The following is an 11,958-nucleotide window of genomic DNA, read 5'->3' as shown; positions in this document are numbered from 1 at the left end:
GGCGTTAATGGCTCAGCGGGCCAGACCCTTTTCGCCCGCTGAGTCTCCTCTGTGTATCCACACGCCACTGCCAGAAAACACGCTTATCACGTCGCTTAAGGCTGCTTTAGCTGCTCCGCCGGGCCAAAGCCGGTCTGGCCGTGGCTGTGTTCACCACCGCCAGTGGTGCGCTTCAGCTGAATAACCTGACCCTTTTCCCAGGCATTGGCGCCCGGTGCCGCCGGATGCGCTACGATATCCGCTCGTTCGGCACGGATCTGTTTACTGTCGACGTCAAAGCGGCGATCGCGATCCGCCAGCAGTCGCGAATCCATCTGACCATCCTGTGTAAAGCCCATCATCAAGGCCGGAATGCCAATTGGCAGCGTTTTATCACGATCCGTGTGCCAGGTGTGCCAGGTCTTTCCGTAGGTGTTCGCGATGCGTGTCATCAGGGCATGGTCGGCGGCGGCGGGTAAGCCCGGCGCAATCAGCGTGCCCGATTTCACCTCATACTGATGGCTGTGCCACAGTTTCTTCTCTTCCGGCGGCAGGGTCTTAAACAGCCGTTCGCTGATAATGTACTCCACGCCCATCAGCCGTGCGTCGCGCGTATTGCCGTCGTAAATCACCGCCTGCATCACATCGTCGTTCAGTACGGTGACATAGTGGTGCGCCTCCATCTGACCGTTCCTGTCGCCGTTATAAAAATGGAAGCCATCGAGATAGGTGTTAATGGCGTCGATAGGCGGACGTGACTGAATCACGCTGGCACCCGTCTCCAGCACCTTAAGCGAGGAGGAGGTGGGCGCGCCCGGTGACTGCACCTGGGCAGGCGTATTATTGGCGCCGCAGCCGGTTAATAACAGGCTGAAGGCCGCAACAGGCCAGAGTTTAAACATCGTAAGTTCCTTTAACGTTAAAAAAGGTAACCTTAGTTCAGTTCTCGCCTGCCTGCGAAACGCTGGCAATGGTAGACTAGGGCTTTCGTTCATTCTGAGGACAGGCATGTCATCCACCCCGATTCTGCAACGTCTGACACTGGTCGCCGCGCTGGTGCTGGTGGGTTGTAGCAGCAAGAAAACCCCTGAGGCGCCCGTGCGGCAGCCCGAAGATGTCAAAGCGCAGATCCAGCGACTGCTGCCGTCTCACGTCAGTAATAAAGCCGCATGGAGCGACGACATCTACACCACCTTCCGCACGCAGCAGATCGATCCCAGCGCCAGTAATCTCTGCGCAGTCATCGCCGTAGCGGATCAGGAGAGCAACTTCAGCGCGGAGGCCGCCGTACCGGGCCTGCCAAAAATTGCCTGGGGCGAGATCAACCGCCGTGCGGCGCAGGTGCATGTGCCGGCCTTCCTGGTGCGCACCGCACTGCTGATCAAGTCGCCGACCGGGGAAAGTTACGCGGCCCGTCTGGACAAGGTGCGCAGTGAAAAAGATCTCAGCGCTATCTTTGATGACCTGATCGACATGGTGCCGATGGGCCAGACGCTGTTCGGTAATCTCAACCCAATCCACACCGGCGGGCCGATGCAGGTCAGCATTGCGTTTGCCGAAGCACACGCCAAAGGCTACCCGTGGCCGATCGATGGCACCATCCGCCGCGAAGTCTTTACCCGTCACGGCGGAATCTACTTCGGCACTATGCATCTGCTCGGCTACCCGGCTGACTACAGTCAGCCGCTCTACCGCTTTGCCGATTACAATGCGGGCTGGTACGCCAGTCGCAATGCGGCCTTCCAGGCGGCGGTGTCACGCGCCACCGGCATGAAGCTGGCGCTGGATGGGGATCTGATTCTTTATGGATCGGATGCGGCAGGGGGGACTGAACTCGCGGTGCGCACACTGTCGAAGCAGATCGACATGAGCAACAGCGATATTCGCCGCGATCTGGAGAAAGGGGAAAAAGCGTCGTTCAGCGACAGTGAACTCTGGAAACAGGTCTTTACCCTGGCGGACAAAATGGCGGGTCGCAAACTCCCGCGTGAAATGCTGCCGGGCATCAAGCTGGAAAGCCCGAAAATCACCCGTAATCTGACCACGGCGTGGTTTGCGCAGCGTGTTGACAGCCGCTATCAGCAGTGCCTGTCGCGCCGTTAAGCGGCATGTTGTGGCGCAGTTGAGCTGAGCTGTGCCACACTTAGCCTCTGGCATGTCTCCCGGTTGGGAGCGCATCTGTTCATCCGTCTAACAAGAGGTGCATCATGGACCGATATCCAAGAAATGATTCCATCGTTCAATCCGCATCTCGCGGTTTACAAGCCTATATGGCGCAGGTTTATGGCTGGATGACCTGTGGTCTGTTACTGACCGCGTTTGTCTCCTGGTATGCTGCGCGCACGCCTGCAGTGATGGAGATGGTGTTTGCCAATCGCATCACTTTCTTCGGGCTGATTATCGTGCAGCTGGCACTGGTCTTTTTCCTGTCAGGTATGGTGCATCGCCTGAGTGGGGCAGTGGCTACCGGACTGTTTATGCTCTATTCGGCCCTCACCGGCTTGACCATGGCGAGTATCTTCCTGGTTTACACCTACTCCTCCATCGCCAGCACCTTCTTTGTCACGGCAGGGATGTTTGGTGCGATGAGCTTCTACGGCTACACCACCAAACGCGATCTGAGCCGTTTTGGCAGCCTGCTGTTTATGGCGCTGATTGGCATTGTACTGGCGTCGCTGGTGAACTTCTGGCTGAAAAGCCCGGCGCTGATGTGGGCGATTACCTATATCGGCGTAGTGGTGTTCGTGGGGTTAACAGCGTATGACACGCAGAAGCTGAAAAATATTGGTGAGCAGATCGATGCCCGCGACACGGAGAACCTGCGTCGCTACTCGATTATGGGTGCACTGACGCTCTATCTCGACTTCATCAACCTGTTCCTGATGCTGCTGCGGATTTTCGGCAACCGCCGTTAAGTCAGTGAGTCATTAGCAGGGAGGCGCATTATCTGCGCCTCCCTTTTTTTACGACTTCTGCAATTTCTGTTCGTTCTTCTGACGCAGATGCTTCGCCCGACTCTCCAGCCCCAGATAGAGCACCAGCGCTAACAGCAGCGGCAGGATAAAGTAGAGCACGCGATACGCCAGCAGGCCCGCAATAATGGTGCCATGCGAGACGTGCTGACCGCTGAGCAGCGCCAGGAAAACCGCTTCCAGCACGCCAATACCCGCCGGAATATGCACGATTACGCCCGCGATACTGCTGATCAGCAGCACGCCCAGCACCATCGGATAGCCTGTGTCACGTCCCAGCAGCAGCCAGATAATCGCGCCCATCACCATCCAGTTGGCGCAGGACACTGCGAACTGCAGCAGCGCCATGCGCAGCGAAGGCAGCTGCAGCGTCTGGCCTTTTACCGTCCAGCGCCGCTGCTTTGAGAAAGCGCAGGCCCAGAGATAAACCGCCACCAGTACCAGCAGAACCCCGCCAATCAACCGCAGTGTGGTCTCGCCGATAAACCAGCCGCTGGGGATCGAGACCATGCCGGCACTGAACACCACGCCCGCCAGCAGAATATAGCCCAGCCAGTTGGTCGCGATGCTCAGGGAGAAGATGCGGGTGATGGTGCCGCTATCGAGACCGAGTCTGGAGTAAAGCCGGTAGCGCATCGCCACACCGCCGACCCAGGTGCTCAGCGTCAGGTTAAAGGCATAACAGATAAACGACACCAGCATCACCTGACGCTTCGCCAGTTTGTGGCCGCAGTAGGCGCGGCCAATCAGGTCATAGCAGCCATACACCAGGTAACTCAGCACCACCAGTCCGGCGGCGGTCAGCACCACAAAACGGTTGTAATTAACGATGACGTTATAAACATCTTCCCAGTTCACTTTGCGGGCATAAACCACCAGCAAAACCACCACCGCGATGAAAAACAGTACGGTGAGGATTTTTTTCGCCAGTTGCCAGCGTGGATGTTTTTTTGCCATCAGGATTTTGCTCCCGGATTATCAGCTTCAACGCGATCCTGCGTTTCCATTTCAGGTTGTACCGGCGGACTCACCTGAGCCAGCAAGGGCGTATGCGCCGGAAGCCAGCCCGCGATGGCCGGGAAATGGCGCAGGAAGTGAAACACCACCACGCTTTTACTCAGTTGCCACCAGTTTCGCGGTGGCAGGTGCTCCTCCTGGACGCGCTTGCAATCGTTGGCCAGCAGCGCTTCGAGGTTGTCACGCAGCGTCTGATTAAAGGGATGATCGTGAATGATCAGGTTGGCTTCCAGGTTTAAAGAGAGGCTGAGCGGATCGAGATTGCTGGAGCCGACGGTGGCCCAGTGATCGTCTTTTACAGCAATCTTGCCGTGCAGCGGACGACGAATATATTCATACACTTCGACGCCGCCATCGACCAGATAGTTATAGAGCAGCTCCGCACCCACTTTTACTATCGGCATATCTGGCTCGCCCTGAACGATCAGGCGTACCCGGACGCCACGCTGTGCGGCATTACGCATCTCACGCAGCAGCCGGTAGCCAGGAAAGAAGTAGGCGTTGGCAATAATGACATCCCGCTTCGCCTCGCGCAGCATCTCAAGATAATGCACTTCGATGTCGTCGCGATGCTCGTCGTTATCGCGATAGATATAGAGCACCTGGGCATCGCCAGGTGTAGCGTTCACTGCCGGACGATGAGAACGCGAGCCCCACCAGCGGCGGGTAGGCTGCTCGCTGCCAATCGCCTGTTGCAGATAGCGGGCAATATCGGCCACAACCGGGCCTTTGACCTGCACTGAGTAATCCTGTTTTGCCTCCGGGCCATAATCGGTGTTGTGTTCAGCCGAAAAGTTGATGCCGCCCACAAAGGCGACGACATCATCCACCACCACGGTTTTGCGGTGCAGACGGCGGAATACGTTGGTGCGCATCCCCATCACCAGCGGACGGGGATCGTAATAGATGAAACGTACGCCCGCGCTGGTCAGGCTGTTCACAAATTTATCTGAGAGTTCAGCGGAGCCATAACCATCGACCATCACTTCAACCCGCACGCCGCGCTGTGCCGCAGCCAGCAGCTCACGGTGCAGAGCGTTGCCTACCTCATCCTCAAACAGAATAAAGGTTTCAATTAATACCGTGCGTTCTGCCCGCTGAATCGCGCCAAAGACGCGCGGGAAAAACGCTTCGCCATTTTCCAGCAACAGCAGCCGGTTGCCTTCCTGCCAGCTAAAATTCATAGGTGGATCTCCACGGCCAGCGGTGCATGGTCCGACAGATGTGACCAGGGTTTACGTGGCAGCGCCCACGGATGACTGACCGTGGCGTTGCGCACATAGATGCGGTCAAGTCGCAGGATCGGGAAGCGTGCCGGAAAGGTCCGCGCCGGGCGTCCGGTTTTCATGCTGAATACCTCTTTCAAACCCGCACCCTGTTTTAAGATTGAGTTAGCGCGTCGCTGCCAGTCGTTAAAATCACCCGCCACGACGACCGGTGCGTCGGGCGGCAGCGAGTTAACCATTTCACATATTTTCTTCATCTGCGCGTGACGATGCGCCTCTTTCAGGCCCAGATGTACGCAGATGACATGCAGCGTGCCGTGCGGTTCCGGCAGGGCAATCTGGCAATGCAGCATGCCGCGATTTTCACTGCCTGCTACCGAGATATCCCGGTTTTCATATTCGGTGATGGGGAAGCGTGACAGCACCGCATTGCCATGATGTCCCTCCGGATAGACCGCATTTCGCCCATAGGCGAAATCGTTCCATATGGTGTCGGCCAGAAACTCATAATGCGGAGAATCGGGCCACGCCTCATGATTAAGGGCGTGGATAGCATGCGTGCCCATTACCTCTTGGAGAAAGACCACATCCGCCTCTGTTGCGCGAACGGCGTCGCGTAATTCGGGCAGGATGAATCGGCGATTAAACGGGGCGAAACCCTTGTGTGTATTGATCGTCAGGACTTTTATTGAAAATCCTTGCGTGTTTTGTGGCATACTCGCGACGCACTCCTTTTCATCATCATCAGAATCAAAGTGTAGTCTTTGTCACAAATGGGTGGTGAAAGAGGGCAATAATTAGGGCGTTATCCGAAAATTGTTTTACATTGAGGAAATCGTTTCCGGCTTCTGCCGGTAGCACTTGGGCGACCTGTTGGGTCTGCCAGGAGAACTGAATGAAATGGTCTAATCGTATTCAAATCATCACGGGTCAAACGTTATTGCATATTGCTATGCATTTACTGGTGATCGCTGCGCTGATCTGGGGCTGGAAGCACAAGGCTCTGGTTGATGTCTGCAGTACGCTGGTGGCGATGTATGCACTGGTTTTTGTTGCCATGCTGGTAACACAGCGCATCCCACGTTTACGTACTCTCGGCGATTATCTTGAAGAAGCGACCACCACTTACTACTTTGGCGCTGCCATGATGACACTGTTCCTGGTGTCGCGAATTTACCACAACAACCTGCTGCTGGCCTGTCTCGGCGTAGTGATGTTGCTGGGTCCGGCGCTGGTCTCGCTGCTGGCGAAAGAGCCGCCGCGGCGAATCGAAAACAAACGTAGTTAAGTTGAAGGCCACCGGAAGGTGGCCTTCCTGTTTTCAGGCTATTAAGTTGTGTCAGTAAATGTGAGCTATCTCGCACACTGTCTATAAAGCTGATACACTCGCTCGCTTACGCATCGTAGTTTGTGCCCTTTTCACGCGTCAGCCCCAGCTGGCGTCATTATCCCTCTGAAAACTACACCGTGAATCACGGCCAGAGCGGACCGGAGTAAATCACGTAATGTCTTTTGACTCTCTCGGCCTGAGTGCCGATATTTTGCGCGCGGTCGCCGAACAAGGCTACAGCGAACCTACACCTATCCAGCGCCAGGCGATTCCTGTGGTGCTGGCTGGCCGCGATCTGCTGGCGAGTGCCCAGACCGGCACCGGCAAAACGGCCGGCTTTACTTTACCCCTGTTACAGAAACTCTCAGCCACTGCCACGCCAATCCGCGGTCGTCGCCCGGTGCGCGCCCTGATCCTGACCCCAACCCGTGAACTCGCGGCGCAGGTCGGTGAAAACGTCAGCGACTACAGCAAGTATCTTTCGCTGCGTTCGATGGTGGTGTTTGGTGGTGTCAGCATCAATCCCCAGATGGTCAAGCTGCGTGGCGGCGTTGATATTCTGGTCGCAACACCAGGTCGCCTGCTGGATCTGGCGCAACAGAATGCCGTTGACCTGTCACAGGTCGAAGTTCTGGTGCTGGATGAAGCGGACCGCATGCTGGATATGGGCTTTATCCATGATATCCGTCGTGTGCTGGCGCGCCTGCCGGCGAAACGTCAGAACCTGCTGTTCTCTGCCACCTTCTCTGATGAGATTAAAGGTCTGGCTGAGAAACTGCTGACCAATCCGGAAATGATTGAAGTGGCTCGCCGCAATACCGCCTCTGAGCAGGTTGCGCAGCAGGTCGCTTTCGTTGATAAGAAGCGCAAGCGTGAACTGTTGTCGCAGCTGATTGGCGAAGGTAACTGGCAGCAGGTGCTGGTCTTCACCCGTACCAAACACGGCGCGAACCACCTTGCCGAGCAACTGGGCAAAGATGGCATCAGTGCTGCAGCCATTCATGGCAACAAGAGCCAGGGTGCACGTACCCGTGCGCTGGCCGACTTTAAGTCAGGCGGCATTCGCGTGCTGGTTGCGACCGATATCGCGGCCCGTGGCCTGGATATTGAAGAGCTGCCACACGTCGTGAACTACGAGCTGCCTAACGTCGCCGAAGATTATGTTCACCGTATTGGCCGTACAGGTCGTGCAGCCGCGACCGGTGTCGCACTGTCGCTGGTCTGCGTCGATGAGCATAAACTGCTGCGTGATATTGAGCGTCTGCTGAAGCGTGAAATCCCGCGTCTGGCCGTTGAAGGTTATGAACCCGATCCGAGCATCAAAGCGGAGCCGATCATTAATGGTCGTCAGCAGCAGTCTCGCGGCGGTGCAGGTGGCGGCGGCCGGGGTCGTGGTCAGGGCGGACAGGGTGCAGGCGCATCGCGTTCATCTTCATCCGGCGACAAGCGTCCTCAGGCGCGTCGTCAGAGCCAGGCCGCGCCTCAGGGCGATAAGCCCGCGTCGCGTCCACGTCGTCCGGCAGCCGCGAAGCGTACCGGTAACGTCTGAGTATGAGGGTTTTACTGGCGCCGATGGAGGGCGTGCTGGATTCACTGGTGCGCCAGCTGTTATCGGAAGTGAACGACTACGATCTCTGCATCACTGAGTTTTTGCGCGTGGTCGATCAACTGCTGCCGGTAAAATCTTTCTACCGTCTCTGCCCCGAACTGCATAACGCCAGCCGCACGCCTTCAGGCACGCGGGTGCGTATGCAGCTGCTGGGGCAGCATCCCGAATGGTTAGCCGAGAACGCCGCACGCGCGGTGGAGCTGGGTTCCTGGGGTGTTGATCTCAACTGTGGGTGTCCCTCTAAACTGGTCAACGGCAGCGGAGGCGGCGCGACCCTTCTTAAAGATCCCGATCTGATTTATCGCGGCGCGAAAGCGATGCGTGAAGCCGTCCCTGCGGATTTACCGGTAACGGTAAAAGTGCGGCTCGGCTGGGATTCCAGTGCCCGCAGTCTGGAGATTGCCGATGCGGTTCAGCAGGCGGGAGCCAGCGAGCTGACGGTGCATGGGCGGACCAAAGAAGAAGGCTATCGCGCAGAGGCGATCAACTGGCAGGCAATTGGCGAGATTCGTCTGCGGCTGCGCATTCCGGTGATTGCCAACGGCGAGATCTGGGACTGGCAAAGCGCGCAAAATTGTATGGCAGTGACGGGCTGCAGTGCGGTAATGATTGGCCGTGGTGCACTGAACATCCCCAACCTGAGCCGGGTGGTGAAATACAACGAACCACCGATGTCCTGGACGGATGTGGTGCGGTTACTGCAGAAGTACAGCCGGCTGGAGAAGCAGGGCGATACCGGCCTCTATCACGTGGCGCGTATCAAACAGTGGCTGGGTTATCTGCGCAAAGCCTATGGCGAAGCCGATGGCTTATTCAGTGAAATCCGCGCGTTAAAAAACTCCGGCGATATTGCGCAGGCAATCGATCGTCACGCGATTGTTCACGGTTTGTGATAAAAAATCAGGCGACCCCTTCGCGACCTGACGGTATAGTGGGCAAAATTTCCTATACCACTAGCCTGCTATGTCTGACACCGCTGTACTGAGCAACAGCCAGCTCAACAAACGAATCCTCTCCGTTATTATCTTCACTTTCTTCTGTTATCTCTCCGTCGGACTGCCGCTGGCCGTACTGCCGGGCTTTGTCAAAAATCATCTTGGCTTCAGCTCCTTTATTGCCGGACTGATTATCAGCATTCAATATTTTGCGACGCTGCTCAGTCGTCCGCAGTCGGGCCGTCTGGCCGATCGGCTGGGGCCAAAACGGGTGGTGATGCTGGGACTGCTCTGCTGCGGCATGAGCGGGGTGCTGACTATCGTGGCCGCAATGCTGAGCAGCTGGCCGTGGCTGAGTCTGGCGCTGCTGGCTATCGGGCGACTGTTTCTCGGGGTAGGCGAAAGCTTCAGCAGCACGGGCTCTACGCTGTGGGGCATGAATATCGTCGGGCCGTTGCAGACCGCGCGCGTCATCTCCTGGAACGGTGTCGCCACGTATCTGGCGATGGCTGTGGGTGCACCGCTGGGTGTGCTGCTCAACAATCAATTTGGCATGAGTGGATTTGCCGGACTGATTGCGCTGATGGGCGTCGCCGGTTATCTGATGGCCAGCCGCAAACCGTCGGTCACCGTCAGCGTCGGCGAGCGCATTCCGTTTCACCGCGTCTTCTCCCGCGTCTGGCTTTATGGTCTGGCGCTGGGCTTCGGCACGATCGGTTTTGGCGTCATCGCGACCTTTATTACCCTCTATTTTGCCAGTCGTGACTGGCAGGGCGCAGCCTATGCGCTAACGCTGTTCAGCCTGGGTTTTGTGCTGGTGCGGCTGGGGTTTGGTCGCTTTATTACCCGCTTTGGTGGATTGCGTGTGTCGCTATTCTCTTTTCTGCTGGAGTGTCTGGGACTGCTGATTATCTGGCAGGCGGATAGCGCCTGGCTGGTGGGCGTGGGCGCATTCCTGACCGGCAGCGGTTTTTCGCTGGTCTTTCCGGCGCTGGGTGTTGAGGCGGTAAAAAGGGTTGAGCGTCAGGATCAGGGCTCGGCGCTGGGAACCTATTCCGCTTTCCTCGATCTTGGGCTGGGTTTAACCGGCCCGGTGGCGGGACTGTTTATCGGACACTGGGGAATGCAGTCGGTTTATCTGGCTGCTGCGATGATGGTGCTGGGCGCATTACTGATTACGCTGCGGCTCTATGGGCAACAACGGCTCAGCGCCTGATTATGGTCAGCATTGGCTCACCCCCTGACTGGTGGTGAGCCAGAGATGCATCAGAAATGGGTAAACAGCCAGTAGAGCAGGGCGGAAAGCAGAATAGAAACCGGCAGTGTTAATATCCAGGCGACAGCCAGATTACGCAAGGTTGAAAACTGCAGACCTGAGCGGTTGGCCGCCATGGTGCCTGCCACGCCAGACGACAGCACATGTGTAGTCGACACCGGCAGGCCAAAGCCATCCGCTGCGCCTATCGTCATCATCGCCACCAGTTCGGCGCTGGCACCCTGCGCATAGCTCAGGTGCGTTTTCCCAATTCGTTCTCCCACTGTCACCACAATTCTGCGCCAGCCCACCATGGTGCCAAGACCCAGCGCAATCGCCACCACCACTTTCACCCACATCGGGATAAAGCGGGTGGCGCTGTCGAGTTCCGCTTTCACCGCCTTAAGGTTGCGTTCCGTCTCCTGTGGCATTGCAACTTTCGTGTTTTGCAGATGCTTAATCGACTCTGAGGCCAGATACATCTGGTTGCGGGTGTTGGTCACCGCCTGAGCAGGAATATTGTCCATGGAGCCGTAACGGCGAATCTGATCGCCTACCTCGTTCAGCGTCCTCGCCAGCGCCGGCAACACATCGGCATTCATCTGGTTACTGCCGACAAAGCCGGTCAGCACGTCGCGGGCCGCCGGCGGGTTCGCCGTCGCCGGTTGCAGCTGCAACAGCTGATGCGCGGTCACTTCAGTCAGCGCGGCTACGCGTGGGATCTGATCGGCAGGCAGCGATCGGTTGAGGGCGTAGGCGATCGGCATGGTACCGACCAGGATCAGCATAATCAGCCCCATCCCTTTCTGCCCATCGTTGGAGCCGTGCGCAAATGAGACGCCGGTACAGGTCAGGATTAGCAGGCCACGAATCCAGACCGGTGGTGGTTGATCGCTTTTTGGCGCCTGATAAAGCTGCCGATTGCGGATAAAGATCTTCATTACCCAGAGCAACAGCCCGGCGCAGACAAAGCCGACCACCGGTGACAGTAGCAGAGCGTAGCCCACCTTCAGCGCCTGATCCCAGTCTACGCCGCTCACACCGCTGCGCCCGTGCAGCATGGCGTTGGCAACCCCGACGCCAATAATCGAGCCAATCAGGGTATGCGACGACGACGACGGCAGGCCGAAATACCAGGTGCCGAGATTCCAGATAATGGCGGAGAAAAGCAACGCATAGACCATGGCGAAGCCGTTGCCGCTGCTGGCCTGCAGGATCAGCTCGACCGGCAGCAGCGAGATAATGCCAAATGCAACCACGCCGCTGGAGAGCAGCACGCCCATAAAGTTACAGAAACCGGACCAGACCACCGCGACGCCGGGCGTGAGCGAGTGAGTGTAAATCACTGTAGCAACTGCATTGGCGGTATCGTGGAAACCGTTGACGAACTCAAAGCCGAGCGCAATCAGCAACGCCAGTCCCAGCAGAAAGAACGGCAGATAGCTGGTGACCGGCATATTGGTCTGTTCGACGTCATTGACCAGGTTGAGTCCGGCGAAGGCCAGTCCGGCGACCAGCAGAATAAAAAATAGCGGCTTGCTGAAGCGACTGCCCTTGCCGTTGAAATCGGGCCGTCCCTGGGCTGATGAGGAGGAGAGACTGTTTTCGCTCATGGTGTACCTCATATGGCTGATG

11 protein-coding genes are annotated in these 11,958 nt (G+C 57.3%); 6 read left to right on the top strand and 5 right to left on the bottom strand.

Annotation, left to right across the window (positions count from 1 at the left end; all coding sequences use genetic code 11):
• Nucleotides 1-95: 95 nt before the first annotated feature.
• Nucleotides 96-881, bottom strand: a complete 786-nt coding sequence (locus tag H7K52_RS09965; RefSeq protein ID WP_182629995.1) for an OBAP family protein — start codon at nucleotides 879-881, stop codon at nucleotides 96-98.
• 106 nt (nucleotides 882-987) lie between these two features.
• Here H7K52_RS09965 and H7K52_RS09960 point away from each other — a divergent pair, with 106 nt between their 5' ends.
• Together H7K52_RS09960 and H7K52_RS09955 are read left to right on the top strand one after the other, a co-directional pair.
• Nucleotides 988-2,082 (top strand): DUF1615 domain-containing protein, encoded by a 1,095-nt coding sequence (locus tag H7K52_RS09960; RefSeq protein ID WP_008925056.1) that lies wholly within the window; start codon nucleotides 988-990, stop codon nucleotides 2,080-2,082.
• A 104-nt stretch (nucleotides 2,083-2,186) separates the two neighbouring features.
• Nucleotides 2,187-2,894: a Bax inhibitor-1/YccA family protein gene (locus H7K52_RS09955; RefSeq protein WP_078804203.1), complete on the top strand. Its 708-nt coding sequence runs from the start codon at nucleotides 2,187-2,189 to the stop codon at nucleotides 2,892-2,894.
• A gap of 48 nt (nucleotides 2,895-2,942) precedes the next feature.
• On the opposite strand, the gene H7K52_RS09950 is transcribed toward H7K52_RS09955, so the two are convergent.
• Genes H7K52_RS09950 through H7K52_RS09940 form a run of 3 tightly spaced genes read right to left on the bottom strand, consistent with a single transcriptional unit; the run spans nucleotide 2,943 to nucleotide 5,910 of the window.
• Nucleotides 2,943-3,908, bottom strand: a complete 966-nt coding sequence (locus tag H7K52_RS09950) for a lysylphosphatidylglycerol synthase domain-containing protein (protein WP_003851834.1) — start codon at nucleotides 3,906-3,908, stop codon at nucleotides 2,943-2,945.
• Nucleotides 3,908-5,152 (bottom strand): cardiolipin synthase ClsB, encoded by a 1,245-nt coding sequence (gene clsB / locus H7K52_RS09945; protein ID WP_182629994.1) that lies wholly within the window; start codon nucleotides 5,150-5,152, stop codon nucleotides 3,908-3,910. Before clsB ends, H7K52_RS09950 begins: the two co-directional genes overlap by 1 nt.
• Nucleotides 5,149-5,910 carry an endonuclease/exonuclease/phosphatase family protein gene (locus H7K52_RS09940; protein ID WP_003851831.1) on the bottom strand — a complete coding sequence of 254 codons (762 nt, stop codon included), beginning with the start codon at nucleotides 5,908-5,910 and terminating at the stop codon, nucleotides 5,149-5,151. Before H7K52_RS09940 ends, clsB begins: the two co-directional genes overlap by 4 nt.
• A gap of 179 nt (nucleotides 5,911-6,089) precedes the next feature.
• Between H7K52_RS09940 and H7K52_RS09935 the strand changes: the two genes are divergently transcribed.
• The 4 genes from H7K52_RS09935 (at nucleotide 6,090) to H7K52_RS09920 (ending at nucleotide 10,284) form a co-directional block, all read left to right on the top strand.
• Nucleotides 6,090-6,482 carry a YbhQ family protein gene (locus tag H7K52_RS09935; RefSeq protein WP_003851829.1) on the top strand — a complete coding sequence of 131 codons (393 nt, stop codon included), beginning with the start codon at nucleotides 6,090-6,092 and terminating at the stop codon, nucleotides 6,480-6,482.
• Nucleotides 6,483-6,699: 217 nt separating this feature from the next.
• Nucleotides 6,700-8,073 (top strand): ATP-dependent RNA helicase RhlE, encoded by a 1,374-nt coding sequence (gene rhlE, locus H7K52_RS09930; protein ID WP_003851827.1) that lies wholly within the window; start codon nucleotides 6,700-6,702, stop codon nucleotides 8,071-8,073.
• Nucleotides 8,074-8,075: 2 nt separating this feature from the next.
• The gene (gene dusC / locus H7K52_RS09925; protein WP_182629993.1) at nucleotides 8,076-9,026 is read left to right on the top strand and encodes a tRNA dihydrouridine(16) synthase DusC; all 951 of its coding nucleotides are present in this window, start codon (nucleotides 8,076-8,078) and stop codon (nucleotides 9,024-9,026) included.
• Nucleotides 9,027-9,096: 70 nt separating this feature from the next.
• On the top strand, nucleotides 9,097-10,284 hold the full coding sequence (locus tag H7K52_RS09920) for an MFS transporter (RefSeq protein ID WP_008925062.1): 1,188 nt from the start codon (nucleotides 9,097-9,099) through the stop codon (nucleotides 10,282-10,284).
• 50 nt (nucleotides 10,285-10,334) lie between these two features.
• Here the strand turns inward: H7K52_RS09920 and H7K52_RS09915 are convergent, their stop codons facing one another.
• Entirely contained in the window at nucleotides 10,335-11,936 is a 1,602-nt protein-coding gene (locus H7K52_RS09915) for an inorganic phosphate transporter (RefSeq protein ID WP_003851818.1), read from the bottom strand.
• Nucleotides 11,937-11,958: the final 22 nt, after the last annotated feature.

This window comes from Pantoea hericii (assembly GCF_014155795.1).
Classification (GTDB): Bacteria; Pseudomonadota; Gammaproteobacteria; order Enterobacterales; family Enterobacteriaceae; genus Pantoea; species Pantoea eucalypti.
The sequence above is the reverse complement of the archived record's forward strand: the minus strand, read 5'-3'. Positions and strand labels throughout refer to the sequence as shown.